The sequence below is a fragment of the Bacillus sp. AK031 genome, from assembly GCF_053903065.1.
Window position 1 is genome coordinate 2,800,328 of record NZ_CP096424.1, and the last position, 19,002, is coordinate 2,819,329.

General features: G+C 42.2%; 19 protein-coding genes. All 19 read right to left on the minus strand.

Annotation, left to right across the window (positions count from 1 at the left end):
* Positions 1-276 precede the first annotated feature (276 nt).
* The gene (codY, locus tag M1E09_RS14425; protein WP_456271551.1) at positions 277-1,056 is read right to left on the minus strand and encodes a GTP-sensing pleiotropic transcriptional regulator CodY; all 780 of its coding nucleotides are present in this window, start codon (positions 1,054-1,056) and stop codon (positions 277-279) included.
* A gap of 139 nt (positions 1,057-1,195) precedes the next feature.
* On the minus strand, positions 1,196-2,608 hold the full coding sequence (gene hslU, locus M1E09_RS14430) for an HslU--HslV peptidase ATPase subunit (protein ID WP_456271552.1): 1,413 nt from the start codon (positions 2,606-2,608) through the stop codon (positions 1,196-1,198).
* A 117-nt stretch (positions 2,609-2,725) separates the two neighbouring features.
* Positions 2,726-3,268, minus strand: a complete 543-nt coding sequence (hslV, locus tag M1E09_RS14435) for an ATP-dependent protease subunit HslV (RefSeq protein ID WP_456271553.1) — start codon at positions 3,266-3,268, stop codon at positions 2,726-2,728.
* Between the two features lie 20 nt (positions 3,269-3,288).
* Complete coding sequence (gene xerC / locus M1E09_RS14440; protein WP_456271554.1) at positions 3,289-4,188, minus strand: tyrosine recombinase XerC; 900 nt, start codon at positions 4,186-4,188, stop codon at positions 3,289-3,291.
* A 64-nt stretch (positions 4,189-4,252) separates the two neighbouring features.
* Entirely contained in the window at positions 4,253-5,557 is a 1,305-nt protein-coding gene (gene trmFO, locus M1E09_RS14445; RefSeq protein ID WP_456271555.1) for an FADH(2)-oxidizing methylenetetrahydrofolate--tRNA-(uracil(54)-C(5))-methyltransferase TrmFO, read from the minus strand.
* 148 nt (positions 5,558-5,705) lie between these two features.
* Complete coding sequence (gene topA / locus M1E09_RS14450; protein ID WP_456271556.1) at positions 5,706-7,781, minus strand: type I DNA topoisomerase; 2,076 nt, start codon at positions 7,779-7,781, stop codon at positions 5,706-5,708.
* A gap of 452 nt (positions 7,782-8,233) precedes the next feature.
* Positions 8,234-9,112 (minus strand): DNA-processing protein DprA, encoded by an 879-nt coding sequence (gene dprA, locus M1E09_RS14455; protein WP_456271557.1) that lies wholly within the window; start codon positions 9,110-9,112, stop codon positions 8,234-8,236.
* A gap of 91 nt (positions 9,113-9,203) precedes the next feature.
* The gene (gene sucD / locus M1E09_RS14460) at positions 9,204-10,106 is read right to left on the minus strand and encodes a succinate--CoA ligase subunit alpha (protein ID WP_456271558.1); all 903 of its coding nucleotides are present in this window, start codon (positions 10,104-10,106) and stop codon (positions 9,204-9,206) included.
* A 16-nt stretch (positions 10,107-10,122) separates the two neighbouring features.
* Entirely contained in the window at positions 10,123-11,283 is a 1,161-nt protein-coding gene (gene sucC, locus M1E09_RS14465; protein ID WP_456271559.1) for an ADP-forming succinate--CoA ligase subunit beta, read from the minus strand.
* A 323-nt stretch (positions 11,284-11,606) separates the two neighbouring features.
* A complete protein-coding gene (locus M1E09_RS14470) occupies positions 11,607-11,891 on the minus strand; it encodes an EscU/YscU/HrcU family type III secretion system export apparatus switch protein (RefSeq protein ID WP_456271560.1) in 285 nt (94 codons plus the stop codon).
* Entirely contained in the window at positions 11,888-13,759 is a 1,872-nt protein-coding gene (locus tag M1E09_RS14475; RefSeq protein WP_456271561.1) for a hypothetical protein, read from the minus strand. The genes M1E09_RS14470 and M1E09_RS14475 overlap by 4 nt, the downstream gene beginning before the upstream one ends.
* A 13-nt stretch (positions 13,760-13,772) precedes the next feature.
* Positions 13,773-14,549 (minus strand): ribonuclease HII, encoded by a 777-nt coding sequence (locus M1E09_RS14480; protein WP_456271562.1) that lies wholly within the window; start codon positions 14,547-14,549, stop codon positions 13,773-13,775.
* Between the two features lie 180 nt (positions 14,550-14,729).
* Positions 14,730-15,596, minus strand: coding sequence for a ribosome biogenesis GTPase YlqF (gene ylqF / locus M1E09_RS14485; RefSeq protein WP_456271563.1), 867 nt, complete (start codon positions 15,594-15,596; stop codon positions 14,730-14,732).
* A 51-nt stretch (positions 15,597-15,647) separates the two neighbouring features.
* Positions 15,648-16,199 (minus strand): signal peptidase I, encoded by a 552-nt coding sequence (lepB, locus tag M1E09_RS14490; RefSeq protein WP_456271564.1) that lies wholly within the window; start codon positions 16,197-16,199, stop codon positions 15,648-15,650.
* Positions 16,200-16,354: 155 nt separating this feature from the next.
* Positions 16,355-16,699, minus strand: a complete 345-nt coding sequence (gene rplS, locus M1E09_RS14495) for a 50S ribosomal protein L19 (protein WP_421384555.1) — start codon at positions 16,697-16,699, stop codon at positions 16,355-16,357.
* A gap of 145 nt (positions 16,700-16,844) precedes the next feature.
* Positions 16,845-17,579 (minus strand): tRNA (guanosine(37)-N1)-methyltransferase TrmD, encoded by a 735-nt coding sequence (gene trmD, locus M1E09_RS14500; protein WP_456275001.1) that lies wholly within the window; start codon positions 17,577-17,579, stop codon positions 16,845-16,847.
* Complete coding sequence (gene rimM, locus M1E09_RS14505) at positions 17,579-18,097, minus strand: ribosome maturation factor RimM (protein ID WP_456271565.1); 519 nt, start codon at positions 18,095-18,097, stop codon at positions 17,579-17,581. Before rimM ends, trmD begins: the two co-directional genes overlap by 1 nt.
* A gap of 20 nt (positions 18,098-18,117) precedes the next feature.
* Positions 18,118-18,504, minus strand: coding sequence for a YlqD family protein (locus M1E09_RS14510; protein WP_456271566.1), 387 nt, complete (start codon positions 18,502-18,504; stop codon positions 18,118-18,120).
* A 255-nt stretch (positions 18,505-18,759) separates the two neighbouring features.
* Positions 18,760-18,993 (minus strand): KH domain-containing protein, encoded by a 234-nt coding sequence (locus M1E09_RS14515; protein ID WP_456271567.1) that lies wholly within the window; start codon positions 18,991-18,993, stop codon positions 18,760-18,762.
* Positions 18,994-19,002: the final 9 nt, after the last annotated feature.

A 19,002-nucleotide genomic window follows, 5' to 3' on the forward strand; every position in this document is an offset into this window, starting at 1 on the left:
ATATCGCTCATTAAAAGAAGCTACTGCTTTTTCTTAATCTAAGTAACTAGGCTGCCATTAGCCCTTAGCTTTGCGTCCTCTCTTTTCAGCTGCTTCCACGGTATGCAAGAGATGTAGGTTTTTGTCGTATTCACATTTATTAACATTTTACTATCTACAGAGGGAAATACAACCCATATTCTTATTTTCTAAATAGGTCTTTTTACCTGTTTATATATTTAGAAATTTTGCAGAACATAAAAAACCGACCTTCAATTGTGAGGTCGGTTTTTTTCATTAGTTTGTCTTCAATTTATCAAGTTCTACAAGGAACTTATCATTTAATACTTTAATATACGTTCCTTTCATTCCAAGTGACCGGGACTCAATGACACCCGCACTCTCCAGCTTACGAAGTGCATTTACGATTACTGAGCGGGTAATCCCCACTCTGTCAGCAATCTTGGAAGCAACCAATAGGCCTTCATTTCCGTCAAGCTCTTCAAAGATGTGTTCAATTGCTTCCAGCTCACTGTAAGATAAAGAACTGATCGCCATCTGGACAACGGCTTTGCTGCGTGCCTCTACTTCAATTTCTTCAGATTTTTCACGAAGGATTTCCATACCTACAACCGTAGCACCATATTCACCCAAGATTAGGTCATCATCGTCAAAACTGTCTGTAAGACGGGCAAGGATCAACGTACCAAGACGCTCCCCTCCTCCGATAATCGGAACGATGGTTGTAAGGCCATTCTTGAACAGGTCTCTGTTTTCAACCGGGAAAGCAGTATACTGGCTGTCGATGTCCAGGTTGGAAGAAGTCTCCTGAATGTTGAACAGGCTGTTTGTATACTCTTCAGGGAATTGGCGGTCTTCAAGCATTTTCTTCATTCTTTCATTTTCAATCTGCTGATTGACGGCAAAGCCAAGCAGTTTTCCACGTCTGCTTACTACAAAAACGTTGGCAATAATGACAGAGCTTAATGTTTCAGCCATTTCTTTGAAGTTAACAGGCTTTCCTGCTGCCTTTTGCAGCATTGCGTTGATTGTTCGTGTTTTGCTTAGTAAATTCATTTCATTTCCTCCTAGTACAACTAAATAGTTTCTATATTTATATAATATGATCTGTGATTGATTGCTGCTATCTCAGCAATTCGTTCCTTGTTCGAATACGTCTGCTATAGGTTTTACCCTTTAGGAAGCAATCGCAAACTTATAGAATGAACTGGCTCAAGTCTTTATCTTGAGATATTGCCCCCAGCTTTTCTTCTACGTAAGATGGGGTAATGGTGACCTTCTCCATAGTAATGTCTGGAGCTTCAAAAGATAAATCTTCGAGCAGTTTCTCCATGATAGTATGAAGACGGCGTGCTCCGATGTTATCAGTATTCTGGTTAACCGAAAAGGCTATTTCTGCCATCCTACGAATAGCATCGTCAGAAAATTCAATTTGTATACCTTCCGTTTCTAAAAGTGCAATATATTGTTTCACTATCGCATTATCTGGTTCTACAAGAATTCGGACAAAGTCTTCAACAGAAAGCTTCTTTAATTCCACTCTGATCGGAAATCGGCCCTGCAATTCAGGTATCAGGTCAGAAGGTTTGGCTGTATGGAAGGCACCTGCCGCAATGAACAGCATATAATCTGTTTTGACAGAACCATGCTTTGTTACGACTGTAGAGCCTTCTACAATTGGAAGGATATCTCTCTGCACACCCTCCCTCGAAACCTCACCGGAAGACTGACTGGAATTTTTGCTTGCGATCTTATCAATTTCATCTATGAAAATGATACCGGTTTGTTCCGCCCGCACGATTCCCTCTTGTGTCACTTCATCCATGTCAATAAGCTTTTGGGCTTCTTCATGAATGAGAACAGGTCTTGCTTCTTTGACTTTCAACTTACGTTTTTTCTTTTTCTTCGGCATCAGTCCGCCAAGGGCATCCTGCATGTTCATGCCCATCTGCTCCATTCCCGAGCCTTGCAGCATATCAAACATGGAAGCCTGCTGTTCTTCAACCTCTACTGTGATAACTTCATCCTCCAATTCACCATTTGCCAGCTTTTCAGAAATGACCCTGCGTTTATCATGGATAGATGACTCTTCTTTTTGTTCTTCATCATCCTGCTGCTGATTGCCTTGTGTTCCCCCAAAAATCATTTCAAACGGATTTTTGTAATTATTATTTTTCTTTTTTGAAGGGACAAGAAGTTCAACCAGACGGCGGTTTGCGTTTTCTTCTGCCGCTTCCTTTACATCACTCATTTTTTCTTCTTTGACAAGCCTTACTGAAGTCTCGACAAGATCACGGACCATGGATTCTACATCCCTGCCGACATATCCCACTTCGGTAAACTTCGTTGCTTCAATTTTAATGAATGGAGCTCCTACAAGCTTCGCCATCCTTCTGGCGATCTCGGTTTTACCGACACCCGTGGGTCCCATCATCAATATGTTTTTGGGAACAACTTCCTCTCGAAGCCCTTCAGGGAGAAGACTTCTTCTGTAACGGTTCCTTAATGCAATAGCTACTGACTTCTTCGCATCATGTTGTCCAACAATATATTGGTCAAGTCGCTCAACGACCTGTCTTGGTGTTAGTTGATTGGCTTGTTTTTTCAAGAGATACACTCCTTTGTTGTGTAAGGTTCATAACTCCATTATATTCTCCGGAAAGAGGAGTATACAGTTTTCCAAGCAGTCCATATATAACTGACGTAAGCCTTTATTAAAATCGGACTATAATTTTTCTACTATTATATTGCTGTTGGTATAAACACAGATATCAGCCGCAACATCAAGTGCAGCTTTGGCAATTTGTTCTGCATTCAAATGGTCACCGCTATGATATTTAAGAGCCCTGCCTGCTGCAAGGGCATAGTTTCCACCCGAGCCAATGGCCAGGATTCCATCATCAGGTTCAATAACCTCTCCTGTACCGGAAATCAGAAGCAAATCGTTTTCATTCATAACAATCAACATCGCCTCCAGTTTCCGCAATACCTTGTCACTTCTCCACTGTTTAGCAAGTTCCACAGCAGCTCTCTGCAGATTCCCATTGAACTCTTGCAGCTTTCCTTCAAACATTTCAAAGAGAGTAAAAGCATCGGCCACCGAACCGGCAAATCCAGCCACCACCTTGCCGTTAAACAATTTTCTCACTTTTTTTGCCGTATGCTTCATCACTACTGCATTACCGAATGTAACCTGTCCGTCCCCTGACATTGCACATTCACCTTTGTGCCTGACGGCGAAAATCGTTGTAGCATGAAAATTACCCAAAATAATTACCTCCTTTTTAATTAAGCTCGAGGATGGTGATTCAAGTAGGTCTTCCTAAGATGATCTTTTGTAACATGTGTATAAATCTGCGTGGAGGATAAGTTTTCATGGCCGAGCAGCTCCTGTACAGTACGCATATCCGCTCCATTATTCAGTAAATGAGTGGCAAAAGTATGTCTCAACATATGCGGGTGAATCTTCGCATTCAAAGAAGCTTTATTGATGATTTCCTTGAGGACGTGGCGAATTCCTCTGGCAGTCAGTGCGCCTCCCCTGAAATTCACGAAAACATTGTCATGGTCCTTATCTTTCAATAATTCCATTCGGCTTGTTTCTATGTAATGTTTCAGCGCATCATCAGCGTATGTTCCGAATGGCACATACCTTTCCTTATTGCCCTTTCCCCTGACGAGAATTGTCGACAACGAGAAATCGATGTCTTTCAACCGCAGCCCTGCACACTCACTTACCCGTATGCCGGTAGCATAAAACAACTCGAAGAGAGCTCTGTTTCTTACCTGAAGGGATGAATCGCCTTCACATGCTTTCAGGAGGCTTTCCATTTCTTCTTCATAGAAAAATTGGGGCAGCCTTTTCTCAGCCTTTGGACTGCTTACCAGTGCAAACGGATTTTCAGTCAATACTGTTTCCCGGTTTAAAAAACGAAAAAAACTGCGCAAGCTTGATATTTTCCTGGATATGGACGCCCTTGCATAATTGTTCTCATGCAACCCTGTTAAAAAAAGACGTGCATCAAAATATTCAATATCAGATAAAGAATGCAAATCCTGCTGATTCATAAAAAGAAAAAATTCCTTGATATCATCCCTATAAAAGGTAACCGTATACTCTGAATAGTTTTTTTCAATTTGTAAATATGTAATAAAATCATTCAGGCAATGAGTCAAATCCTTCTTCATTCCTATTTCACCTCACAAAAGGCTACTAAATAGTAACATAATTTAGTAGCCTGCGCAATGGAGTTTACAAATTTTTCACAAAGTTCTGAATTGTTTCTAAAGCTCTATTAGCGTATGTTTCATTACGGTCTTTTTTTGCTTTGATTTTCTTCTCCAACTCTGGAAACAGACCAAAGTTTGCGTTCATCGGCTGAAAGTTCTTTTGATCAGCTGTCGTTATATAACGTGCCATGCTTCCCATTGCCGTTTCATGCGGAAACTCCAATGGCTCCTCACCATAAGCCAGCCTCGCTGCATTAATGCCGGCGATCAGCCCGCTTGCAGCCGATTCAACATATCCTTCAACACCAGTCATTTGTCCGGCGAAGAATAAATCATTCCGGTCTTTGAATTGATAGGTAGCTTTCAATACCTTTGGTGAATTGACAAATGTATTTCGATGCATCACTCCGTACCGGACAATTTCAGCATTCTCGAGACCCGGTATCAAGCGAAGGACCTCTTTTTGCGGACCCCACTTTAAGTGTGTCTGGAATCCAACAAGATTATATAATGTTCCAGCTGCATCATCCTGTCTCAACTGTATGACAGCAAATGGCCGTTTACCGGTACGCGGATCCTCTAACCCAACAGGCTTTAACGGACCAAATAACATGGTCTTTTTCCCTCTGTTCGCCATTACTTCGATCGGCATGCAGCCTTCAAAAAAGATTTCTTTTTCGAATTCCTTTAGTGGCACTGTTTCAGCCGATATCAAAGTATCATAGAAGCGGTTGAATTCTTCCTCTGTCATTGGACAGTTTAAATACGCGGCTTCCCCCTTGTCATATCTTGACTTAAGGTATACTTTTTCCATATCGATACTATCTTTCTCGATAATCGGCGCAGCAGCATCGTAAAAATAGAGATACTCTTCCCCTGTTAGCTGGCGCAGCTTTTCAGAAAGAGACTCACTTGTCAGCGGGCCTGTTGCAATAATCGTAATTCCATTCGGGATTTCCGTGATTTCTTCATTATATACAGTAACGTTCGGGTGGTTTTTCACCTTGTCCGTTACATTGGCGGCAAACTCATGGCGATCGACAGCCAGAGCACCCCCAGCAGGGACTGCACATGCATCAGCAGAGGAAATGATCGCAGAATCCAATATCCTCATTTCTTCCTTCAGCACACCAACAGCATTTGTTAAGGTGTTGGCTCTGAGTGAATTACTGCATACCAGCTCAGCGAACTTATCTGTATGGTGCGCAGGCGTTTGCCTTACAGGCCGCATTTCAAACAGATTGACTTTTATACCTCTTTTGGCTGCCTGCCATGCAGCCTCACTGCCCGCCAAACCGGCGCCGATAACATTTATCTCTTTCTCCATCAAGACAGCTCCTCCATCAATGCCAAAACAATTTATATGAAAATGGATCAAAACTCATCGAAAGCCTGTTTCAACTTTATATTAACCTTAAAGATACCATATATTTAAACAAAAGGAAAAGGTGAGCCTCCATAGCCCACCAAATCCTTTACTGCTGTGTTTCTTCCTTATAATCACAGTTGGAGCACTGAACCTGAACACCCTTCTTCAATTTCTTCTCGATCAGAAGGTGTTCACATTTCGGGCACTTCCTGTTGATCGGTTTATCCCAAGAAAGGAATTCACATTTAGGATATTGATCACACCCGTAGAATATCCTTTTCTTCTTGCTTTTTCTTTCAATAATATTTCCTTCGTCGCAATCTGGGCATTTAACCCCGATTTCTTTGACAATCGGTTTTGTATTGCGGCAGTCCGGGAAATTGCTGCAAGCCATGAACTTGCCGTATCGTCCCATCTTGAAAACCATCGGATGTCCGCAATTCTCACAATCTTCGCCTGCAGGCTCATCTTTGATTTCTACTTTTTCCATTTCTTCTTCCGCTTTTACAAGATGCTTTTCAAAGCCTTTATAGAATTGATCAATAATATTGACCCATCTTTCTTTGCCGTCTTCGACATAATCCAAATCGCGCTCCATATTGGCTGTGAATTCCACATCTATGATCTCAGGGAAAAATTCCGAGACGAGTTCAGAAACGATTTCTCCAAGTTCCGTCGGAATAAATCGCTTATTATCAAGGCTTACATATCCTCTTCTTTGAATCGTATCCAAGGTTGGCGCATAAGTGGAAGGCCTTCCTATACCCAGTTCCTCCAGGGTCTTAACCAGTCTTGCTTCCGTGTATCTCGGAGGCGGCTGTGTAAAGTGCTGTTTTGGATCGATGTCTGAATAACTGACTACATCGCCTTCAACCAAAGCAGGAAGCATATTTTCTTTTTCTTCCTTTTGATCGTCAGAGCCTTCAACATATACCTTCATGAACCCAGGAAATTTCACCTTTGATCCATTTGCACGGAAATATACATCACCGTTGACGATATCCACGCTCATAGTATCCATGACAGCTGAAGCCATTTGGCTTGCTACAAAGCGTTCCCAAATCAATTTGTAGAGTCTCAGCTGATCACGCGATAAATACTCTTTCATGGAGGCAGGGTCCCTGAGCGTTGAGGTTGGCCGCACCGCTTCATGGGCATCTTGTGCCTTTTGGCCTTTTTTCTCTTTTGTCTCCTGGCTTTTCGTATATTCGCTGCCATATTTATCAGTAATATACTCTGCAGCTTCTTTTTGGGCAACTTCAGAGATTCTCGTAGAGTCGGTTCTCATATAAGTGATCAGGCCGACTGTCCCTTCTTTCCCAATCTCAATACCTTCATAAAGCTGCTGGGCGAGCATCATTGTTTTCTTTGCCCTGAAGTTAAGCTTTCTGGCAGCCTCCTGCTGTAATGAAGATGTGGTAAATGGAGATGCAGGATTACGCTTTCTCTCCTTTTTCGTGACTTTCTTTATTTCAAAAGAGTCGCCTTTTACCTTTTTCAGGACTTCATTCACTTCTTTTTCGGTTTTCAGTTCCAGCTTGTTACCATCCAGGCCATAGAACGATCCTTGAAAATTGTTTTTGCCTTTCTGGAATTGCGCTTGGATTGTCCAGTATTCTTCGGGAGTGAATTCTTTAATTTCTTTCTCCCTGTCTATGATCAGCCTGACTGCAACTGATTGAACTCGTCCCGCACTAAGCCCCTTTTTTACTTTTTTCCAAAGCAGCGGACTGATATTGTATCCTACAAGCCTGTCCAGTATCCTTCTGGCCTGCTGGGCATCTACAAGATCCATATTGATCGGGCGTGGGTGCTTGAATGACTCTTTGATTGCATCCTTCGTAATTTCATTGAAGACGACACGGCAATCTGAGTGGACGTCCATATCAAGGCTGTGGGCAAGATGCCATGCGATAGCTTCACCTTCCCTGTCGGGGTCGGCAGCCAGGTATATTCGCTTCGCTTTTTTTGCAGCGGTTTTCAATTCTTTTAGAACAGGCCCTTTTCCGCGGATTGTAATATACTTCGGGTTGAATTCATGTTCAACATCTACCCCCATCTGACTCTTAGGCAGATCGCGGACATGCCCCATGGAAGCACGGACCTTATACTTTTTTCCTAAATATTTCTCGATTGTCTTTGCCTTTGCCGGCGACTCAACAATCACTAAATAATCTGACATTCAATTGCCTCCTTAAAGAGGGAAATCATATTTTTTTAAGTTCATTTTTTTCATTATCATTCTATAATTGAGCCGAGGAAACGTTTTCAACAGCTCTAATAAAAGAAACTGGATATTTGTTTTATATCTGTTGCAAAATGTATAACAGATTGCGAAGAATTGCAACCTTTTTATACATTTTACACATATATTCATGTTTTTTTCAAAAATTTCGGCTATCGATCATGTTCATTAGCTACCTTTTCCGGACCCTTAGTTGCAAACGGAGAGGGATTATACAGGATGTTCGTCTCCGTTTAACACGGTTTTTTTAAATACATCACAAATATACTAAGACTACATGAGACCCCATAACTACCGATAACCTTGAGAATACATTTAGACTAAGCAAGCTCTGTTTTCAGTGAATTGCTCCCTCGCCATTGTATTAAAAAAGTTTATAAATTTTTCTATTATTTATATTTATACTCTGAAATTATGTCATCAGGTGCGGCAATTAGCTTGGCTCCTTGCTGAATTAAATGGTTGCTGCCTTCTGAGAGAGGTGAGTGAACAGGTCCTGGAAGAGCAAAAATGTCTCTTCCTTCATTTAAGGCGAAATCTGCGGTAATCAGGGAACCACTCTTCCTGCTTGCCTGGGTGACAAGCACAGCTTGGGATAATCCGCTAATGATTCTGTTTCTCATGGGGAAATGCCATCGACGGGGCTTTGTACATGGAGGGTATTCCGACACTAGGAGCTGGGTCTTTTTCATAGATTGAGCAAGCCCCCGGTTAGAAGCAGGATAAATGTGGTGGAAGCCCCCTGCAATGACAGCTATTGTTTTCCCGCCTAACTCGATCGTCTGCCGGTGAGCACAACCATCTGCTCCTGCTGCAAGTCCGCTGACGATTACGATATTTTCATCCACCAGTTTCGGGAGGAAAGCTGATAAAACATTGACTGTATATTCATCTGCCTTTCTCGATCCTACTATAGCAAGCTTCTTTTCTCTCAGCAAAAGTTCATGGTCACCTGTATAGAAGAGAACCCAAGGAGGATCGTAGATATTTTGCAGCAGTTTTGGGTATTCTTCATCCCAAATAGTAAGGAATCCAATCCCTTCAGCCTGATACTGATTCATTCTTTCAATTAGGTCAAACGAATGGAATTGTTCGTAAAATGAGTGGATTGAAGACGAAGGGATGGGAAGGATTCTGCGGAGATCCGCTTTGGATAAATGGGGTATATCTGTTGGGGTGGGTGTGTGTTTTAAAAGCAAATAGATCGACTTCCAGCCAATACTGTCACAGTGCTGGAGTGCAAACAAAATATTCCTGAATGAATTCATTGAAGCCTCCTGTTATTTATTTTTTAGAAAAAGATAATAAAAAGGGACTGAATAAACTAGTGAGTTAATATTCAGTCCCTTTACAACTATATTAGTGAGTTTTGCAATTTTCGTAAATACCTTTATCTTTAAGAACCTTGATTAATGTTTCACCCATATCAGAAGGAGTTGGAGCTACTTCAATTCCACACTCATTCATAACACGAATCTTCTCGTCAGCTGTACCTTTACCGCCTGAAATGATGGCGCCCGCATGGCCCATACGTTTTCCTGGAGGTGCAGTACGTCCACCGATGAAGCCTACTACAGGTTTGGTCATATTCGCCTTAACCCATTCTGCAGCTTCTTCTTCAGCTGTTCCGCCAATCTCACCAATCATGATAACTGCATACGTATCTTCATCTTCATTGAAGGCTTTTAAAACATCAATGAAGTCTGTGCCGTTTACCGGGTCTCCACCGATACCGACTGCTGTAGACTGGCCGATTCCTTCTTGAGACAGTTGATGAACCGCTTCATACGTTAGAGTTCCAGAACGTGAAACAACACCTACGTGTCCTTTGGTATGGATGTATCCTGGCATGATACCAATCTTACATTCATCCGGAGTGATTACACCAGGGCAGTTAGGTCCTACAAGACGAGTCTTTTTGCCCTCCATGTAACGTTTCACTTTAACCATGTCAAGAACCGGAATATGCTCTGTGATACAGATGGCAAGATCCAGTTCAGCATCAACAGCTTCCATGATTGCATCCGCTGCAAATGGAGCAGGAACGTAGATAACTGAAGCATTGACACCAGTCGCTTTTTTAGCTTCTTCTACTGTATTGAATACCGGAACACCTTCTACTTCTGTTCCGCCTTTTCCTGGTGTTACACCAGCAACGATTTGTGTGCCGTATTCAAGCATTTGCTTTGTATGGAAAAGAGCAGTTGAACCAGTAATCCCTTGAACAACAACTTTTGTATCCTTATTAATAAATACGCTCATTAGTCCCCCGCCTTTCTTAGCCTACTTGCTCAACGATTTTTTGTGCACCGTCCGCCATAGATTGCGCGGCAATAATATTCAGACCTGACTCGCTCAGGATTTTCTTACCTAGGTCAACATTTGTTCCTTCAAGGCGTACTACCAATGGAACTTTCAGCTCCACTTGTTTAGCCGCTTCCACAACACCCTCAGCAATTACGTCACATTTCATGATTCCACCAAAGATATTGACAAAGATACCTTTTACGTTTTCATCAGAAAGAATAATCTTGAATGCTTCAGTAACCTTTTCTGCAGTAGCTCCGCCCCCAACATCAAGGAAGTTGGCAGGGTCTCCGCCGTAATGCTTAACGATATCCATAGTTGCCATCGCCAAACCTGCTCCGTTAACCATGCATCCGATGTTACCATCTAATGAAATGTAGCTTAAGTCATACTTAGATGCTTCAATCTCTTTTGCATCTTCCTCTTCAAGGTCACGAAGCTCCATAACATCTTTCTGACGGTATAAAGCGTTGGAATCGAAGTTGAACTTCGCATCCAGTGCCATTACATCTCCATCGCCTGTTACGACCAAAGGATTGATTTCTACAATGGAAGCATCCTTTTGAGTGTATACATTGTATAGGCCCAGCATGAATTTAGCCGCTTTATTGACAAGCTTTGCAGGGATATTGATATTGAATGCAATACGGCGTGCCTGGAATCCAGTCAAACCTACTACAGGGTCAATATATTCTTTGAAGATTTTTTCTGGAGTTGCTTCTGCAACTTCCTCGATCTCTGTTCCACCTTCTTCAGAAGCCATTAATACAACTTGAGAAGTCGCACGGTCAAGAACCAAACCTACATAATATTCTTTTTTGATGTCACAGCCCTCTTCGATAAGTAAGCGCTTTACTTCTTTACCTTCTGGGCCTGTTTGATGAGTAACTAATGTTTTTCCGATTAGCTCCTCTGCATATGTACGTACTTCATCAAGACTCTTTGCGATTTTGACTCCGCCAGCTTTACCGCGGCCGCCGGCATGGATCTGGGCTTTAACCACATAAACACTAGAATCCAATGTTTTTGCTGCTTCTACCGCTTCATCTGGAGTAAAAGCCACTTTACCATTAGGTACCGCAACCCCATAACTTCTGAGGATATCTTTACCTTGATATTCATGGATATTCATTTTCCATCCTCCTATCAAAACTCTTTCAAAAATAGACTGCGCTTTCATTGTATAAAATGAAAGAATAGATGTCTACCTATATGCAATAAATATTATATTAATTTAAAAATTCCGACAAGTTAAAGAAGATAAAACTACTGTTTTTAACTAAAAATTACGGAAAACGTTATTTTGGAAAAACAAAAAACCTTGGCTATTCTATGTGTAATTTCTCATCACCCACTGCAAATATTATCTTATTTTTAATATACATTTCAAATTTTTAACAGTAGTAATACCCTGGATCACGTTTAGAGAACCTTTAATATGGTACCCCCTGTTTCTCAACTCTTTTCAGCTGCCTTGTCTATTCTGTAAAGAAAAGCAAAGACTTCCGCTACTGCCTGATAAAGCTCTTCAGGAATCGACTCATTAATATCAAGGCTCCCCAGCAATTCAACAAGATTATGGTCTTCCTGCACCGGTATATTATGATCTTTGGCCTTTTCCAGTATATTCTCTGCTATTATTCCCTTACCCTTTGCTGTAACTCTCGGAGCCTGCTGTTTCTCTGCAACATATTGGAGGGCTATAGCCTGTTTTCGCCTATACTCATTTACATTACTCATATTCTAAGATCCACTCCTGAATAGGACATGTCTTCAGCCATTTCCTTATAAACCTTCTTTAAAGGCGCTGCATGGCCTGGCTCCTTAAAATTGATCGACGATACTTTGTAATCCAATTTTTCAAGACCCTTTTTTATAACTGGATAAAAGGGTGCCGATATCTCCTTCAGTTGAGGCGTGTCGTTGTAGATATTCAAGGCTATCACCCTGTTCTGCACAGCCATGTCGACTACAACTTCGCGAAGGTTTTCCAGATCAAGATAAAATAACACACGGCAAAAGCCGGAATCAATCGAATCTCTTCCAGTTTTCCTTCCCGTCCATTGCATCGTGATATCTGTTTTTTGATTAAGCCAGGACAAAGGAAACTGGTAAATGATATGCTGCAGCGGACCGCTTTCCCCTGAGAGAGCAGCGTGACCATTGAGTTTATACAGTACCTTCTCAGCAGCCTCCCTGATTCCCCCTTGTGGCAGCTCCTTCAAAAGAGCTATTAATGCAGGCTTTAATGACTCACTGTTCTGGCGCACTCTCTCCCCGTCGGCTGCGAGCTTTGCCTCATAGTCAACACCCAGTTTGGAAAGTAATTCTTTGATCAAGCCGGGCAGCGATTCTTTCTGGATGCTGCTTGTTTTTTCTTCTGTTTCATTGAACAAAAGATTCTGAAGCAGTTTCAGTTCCGCCGGCTTTGGATTATCAGGCTTTTGCAGAAATTGCAGAGTCTGTGAAAAATCCGACAGTATCAGCCTTTCTTTTGCTGAGTGGATTCCGAGCATCAGATTGAACCTTTCAGACTCTTTCAGCTGGAGGCCCGGCTCTTTTCGGGAAAACAACTCCCCTCCTTGGCTAATCAGCGCCAAACTCTGCTTCTGAAGCTCTTGGAAGGATGCATTTCCTTCATTTGCCCTTCTTAAAACAGCCTGAACTTCAGTCAGTAAAGATTGTCCCCTGCCTTCAAGAGGTTTTGACCTGGAAAGCTGCTCTTGAAGTGCGATTAATGTATCTTTTGTCTGGTCAGTGCCCATGCTGTTCACATATTCAGCCATACGCTGAATGGCGCTCCCTTCCCTGCCCGCGAAAAGTTTTACAGCTTCGAGGGATGACTCTACAGGGACTGCTCCCAGTGTTTGCAGAAGGTTTAATGCAGGAAGGCGCTGTGAGTCTGAATTACTGGGGTTCATAAGGATTTCTGAAGCCTTGATTGCCGTCTTTTGAAAGAGCGTTGATACTTCAGTGTCTTTCACGCCTGCTAAGGCTGAAAGGACGTTCTCAGCGTACTGTGACCTCATTACGTTTTTTTTCAGAAGGCCTTCCAGATTATCCATTAATAAAGAGAGTGGCTCCATGCTTCTCCCATGAAGAAAGGATAAATATAAATCCTTTGAAACCGGCAGGCCAGCCCCTTTTAACTTAAGCATTGTTTCCATTCCCGCCTGTGTATCGTCTGTTTGAGACAGCAAGTTCACCATCCTGCTGAGCTCATCTTTCGTGAATGGAATAGAGTGCTTCGCCATGACTGTGACAAGTTCTCTTACCATCCCGTTCTTGGGCAGTTTCAAATCACTTATCAGACTTTCAGCCTGTCCGGCGATTGCAGGCTTGGAATCAACAGCCTGCGGGGAGGCGAGTTTCAACTTCAGGAATCCCTCTTCCGCCAAATCCGTTTGAAAGAAATAGGCGCTCCCTGGCTTCAATGGCACTTCAAGTTTCACAATTGCTTTTTGACCTTGGTAGTTAATCTCTGCCATGCTATCAGGGAGCAGCTTATTTACCTTTGCAAAAATAAGCTGTCCTTCAGATAGAGCAGAGAATGACTGCCTGCTGAAGGAGGGGTGATTGGCACTGTTTTGTATACCTCGTTCCAACATGATTACACCTTCTCTATATTAGCGAATAGTCTTTGACTGGAGCAAAAGATTTCCTATGTATCGGTGAGGGACCGATACGTTTCAATCCGTCCAAGTGTTCCTTGGTCCCATAACCCATATTTTTTTCAAAACCATATCCACTGTAGGTTTTTCCGTATTCAACCATTAACCGGTCCCTGGTGACTTTAGCAACGATGGATGCCGCTGCAATCGAGATACTGCGCGCATCCCCTTTGATCAGGGACATTTCAGGGTAAGGTGAGCCCAATTCCATCGCATCGATCAATAAATAGTCAGGCTTGACACTGAGGCAGTTCAGGGCTGTAAGCATAGCCTTCTTGGACGCTTGGTAAATATTCAGTTCATCAATTTCCTGTGAAGATATGATGCCTGTTCCCAAACTGACTGCATGATTGACAATATCCTCATATAAGATTTCACGTTGCTTCTCAGACAGCTTCTTGGAATCGTTCAAACCCGGCAAATTAAAATCTTGAGGCAGGATCACAGCTGCAGCAACTACCGGTCCTGCCAAAGGCCCTCTGCCTACTTCATCAATTCCGGCAATCAAATTAAAACCCTGCTGGTATAATTCCTTCTCAAATTCACTCATCCTGTCAAATTCCTCTTGAAGGAACTTTTCTTGTTTCCGCTCTTTATACCATCTGTTTATTAACTTTTGAATCCCTTTTCTGTCATCCTCCAAAAAAGACTGAAAAAGTTTATCGTCTTCCTCTTTGATCTCTTTCAATATTTTATCTACTTCTGAAATTGTGTACTTATTAGACATGGAATGTACTCCTCTGATTCTTTGGTCTTAAATCTATGTAATTTTTAGTGTTTTCGAAGGTTAATCTAAATGAGCGTTAATAAATGATTCTTCATCTATTAGTATATCGGCAATGCTCAGCAGAAAATAAACAAGCTGACTCAATAAGGGTAAAATACTCCTATAGAATCAGCTTATTTGCTATTCTTGTTCTTCTTCATATTCATCAGGTATATCGAAGGTAATCTTACCAAGTCGTTCACTTCTGATATCCCGTACGATCAAGTCGGAGGTTTTATCGTAATCGACACCGCCTCCTGAGATCAAACACCCTCTCAACATACCAATTTTATCAAACGCTTCTACAATCTCTTCAGGAAAAACATCAATACCATAGCGCTCTTCAAGCCTCTTAGGATAATGTTTCTCAAAGAAACGAAGTCCGTAAACAGCAATATCCTGCAAATTGAGAATCGTGTCTTTAATGGCCCCCGTCAAAGCAAGTTTGTAACCGACTTCTTCATCCTCAAATTTAGGCCACAGAATACCAGGAGTATCAAGAAGCTCCATTTCCTTGCCGACTTTGATCCATTGCTGTGCCTTGGTCACCCCTGGGGTATTCCCAGTTTTCGCGATATTCTTCTTGGCCAGACGGTTGATAAGTGTTGATTTACCAACATTCGGTATCCCCACAATCATCGCCCTGATAGCCCTCGGCTTCATCCCTCTGGCTTTCATCCGGTCAAACTTTTCACTAAGTATTTCTTTGGAAGCCCTTACGATATCCCCCAGGCCTGTACCGCCTTGGGCATTGACTGCCAATGCCTTGATGCCTTGATCCGAGAAATACTTTATCCACTGGTCTGTAAGCATTTTATCTGCCATGTCAGCTTTATTCAGAAGGACAAGACGGGGTTTATGCTGTACGACCTCATCAATCATTGGATTTCTTGAAGAAATCGGAATGCGGGCATCCACAAGCTCAATGATAATGTCAACAAGTTTAAGTTTTTCTGTTACCTGCCTTCTCGCTTTCGCCATATGTCCCGGAAACCACTGGATTGTCATGCTATCACCTCTTTTTCTTAAAAAACCTTGTCCTTATTTGGACGAGATTATTCATTTAATTATCTCTATGTCTTTGACCGGCCAATAAATTACGCTTGTATTCCCGATCACTTCATCAATTTTGACGACGCCTATATGACGGCTGTCCTTGCTGAAACGGCGGTTATCCCCCATTACAAAAATGGTATCCTCTGGAACAGTCGTCTGCCCGATCTTCTCCTCTAAAATAAAGTCCTCGGTCAGGAGCCCCTCATCAATTTGTTCCTTATATTCTTCCAAATACGGCTCTTCATATGCTTTGCCGTTAATATAAAGGACATCATCTTTATACTCGACAATATCCCCAGGCAGCCCGATCACACGCTTAATATAGTCTTTCTGTTCAGGAGCATGGAATACCACTATATCAAAGCGGTCAGGCTCTCCCACAGTATAACTCAACTTGTTAACAATCATCCTGTCACCATTATGCAAAGTCGGCATCATCGATAAACCGTCCACCACAATTGGTGTAAATAAAAAGTAACGTATCAGCGCAGCGAGCCCAACGGCAATCAAGAGCGCCTTTATCCATTCCCACACTTCATTCTTTTGCTTTGCCACCAGGTTCCCCTCCTGTGTCTCAATATCTTTCCAACCTCTATTCTACAAAAAACAGACACGGTTTATATCCGATAAACTGAAAACAGGTATATAATATGTAATTATTTTTGTAATGACAAAAGGAGCTTGTCACCAAGCTCCTTTTAATCGTGCAATTATCGAATTTCTTTGATACGAGCAGCTTTACCGCGCAGGTTACGCAAGTAGTAAAGTTTCGCACGGCGTACTTTACCGCGGCGGATAACTTCAAGCTTCGCAATTTTTGGTGTGTGTACAGGGAATGTACGCTCAACACCAACACCATAAGAAATTTTACGAACTGTGAACGTTTCGCTGATTCCGCCACCACGACGGCTGATTACTACACCTTCGAATACCTGGATACGCTCGCGAGTACCCTCAACGATGTTAACGTGTACGCGAACTGTATCTCCAGGACGGAAAGATGGTAAATCAGAACGAAGTTGTTCTTTTGTAATTTCTTCGATTAATTTGTGCATCTATTTCATCTCCTTCCACCAGATGCTCATACAAAAACGATTTATTGCAGCGGAACATCCTAATCGATGACTCTGACAGACATTATCTGTCCAAGTCACAAAGGTAATAATACCATATCCAAATAGACCTTGCAATAGAATCCTATTACTTTTTCCATTCTTCCAGCCACTTTTTTTGGCGTGCATTTAACTCTTTACCTTCCAATAAGTCCGGCCTTCTTTCGTATGTGCGTCTCAAGGACTCTCTCTCACGCCATTCTTCAATCAGTTTATGATTCCCGGAAATGAGCTCCTGGGGAACCTTCATCCCCCTGAAATCCGAAGGCCTTGTATAATGCGGATGTTCCAGAAAGCCAGATGAAAATGAATCAAGGACAGGTGAATCCTCATTCCCCAGTACTCCCGGGAGAAGGCGCACAACACTGTCTACAACGACCATGGCACCCAGCTCCCCGCCTGTAAGGACAAAGTCGCCTATCGATATTTCATCCGTCACAACATGCGAACGGATCCGTTCATCATACCCTTCATAATGGCCGCATACAAATATCAAATGATCTTCAGCAGCCAGTTCTTCTGCTTTCCTTTGACTATAGCGTTCTCCTTGTGGACACAGCAGGATCACTCGCGGCTTCTTCCTGTCAGCGGCAGAGCTTGACAATGACTCTACCGCGTCAAAGATAGGCTGAGGCTTCAGAACCATCCCTGCACCACCACCATAAGGATAGTCATCGACTTGGCTATGTTTGTTATCAGCAAAATCACGGAAATTTACAACGTTATATTGAACAGCGCCTTTTTCCTCTGCTTTTTTCAGTATTGATTCCCCAAACACACCATTGAACATCGACGGAAACAGAGAAAGGACGTCAATTTTCATCATGATAAAAGCCCTTCCATCGGTTCTATGATGATGACTTGGTTTTCTATATCGATATCCTTCACCACATCATCTATATATGGAATCAGCACTTCTTTCCCCTTGCTGCCTTTGACTACCCAGACATCATTTGCTCCCGGCGTCAATATCTCTTTTATCGCACCTACGTCATCACCATCAGTCGTTTTGACAAGGCAGCCGATAATTTCGTGGAAGTAATACTCCCCTTCTCCAAGCTCCCCAAGCTGGTTCTCGTTAATTTTGAGAATTCCATTTTTAAACGGCTCAACCTCACTTATGTCCGTAAGGCCTTTAAAGGTCAGCAAATCGAAATTCTTATGTTTGCGGTGAGTTCCCACAGTCAGTTCTACCGGGTCCCCTCCTTTTTCTTTAAACAGAAACAAAGTGCTGCCTGCCTTATATCTTTCATCGGGGAAGTCTGTACGGGAAATTACCCGGACTTCGCCTCTGACACCATGAGTATTGACAACTTTGCCGACGTTAAACCATTTCTCCATATGTATCACCTCTAACGTTTTTAACGTATTTCTGTTATGTAGCCGTCCTTAATGACAATCGTTTTGGAAGAATGCTTTTCTTCCCAATTATCTCCAACTTCCACTTCAACAATTCCCTGAACCTCTTTATCTTTTAATTCACTGCCGAATGGCAAGATGTTCAGCTGATCAATCTGGAAGTCTGTAAGCTTAATTTTTTCCATCCTTGCTTCAATCTCTTTTTCAAAGCGGGACTTTAAGTTCTGTGAGGAATATTTTTTTGTTTTCTCCAGCTTTTTCATTTCAAATTTTAGCTGGTCACATTCTTTCTGCAGCTGAAATTTCTTTCCCTCATAACTTTCAAGCAATGATTTCTTGCTCGATTCCGTCAAAACCTGGTTTACTGTGACATTCTGGAGAATCCTCATTTTTCCGCCTCCTGTGAATGTGTTCTTATTTATTCAAGCTCTTCAGATATGAAATGTTCTCCTAAGTGAAAATGCATAGTCACAATAGTCACTATTACTTTTTCAATACAATATGCGAAGAACGTCAGCTATAAAATGGTATGTAAAAAGGGAGGTTTTTTTCTCCTCCCTTAGATAACTGTCTTATATGTTAGACCCAGGTGATGCAGATCATCATGAAGATGTATTCCGCTCACCCAATGTCTATTCCTGCTGTTACTCTGCAATTTCCAGAAAGACTCTCTTTTTTTCATGTGATCCTGCCGCAGCATAAACTACTGTTCGAATCGACTTTGCCACTCGCCCTTGCTTTCCGATCACTTTGCCCATGTCTTCAGGATGAAGCATCAGCTTATAAGTGATTGAATCATCTTTCTCCTCAGCATGCACTTCCACATCTTCAGGACGGTCCACCAGGGGAGCTACAATCGTTAAGATCAAATCTTTCATTTGTTCCAC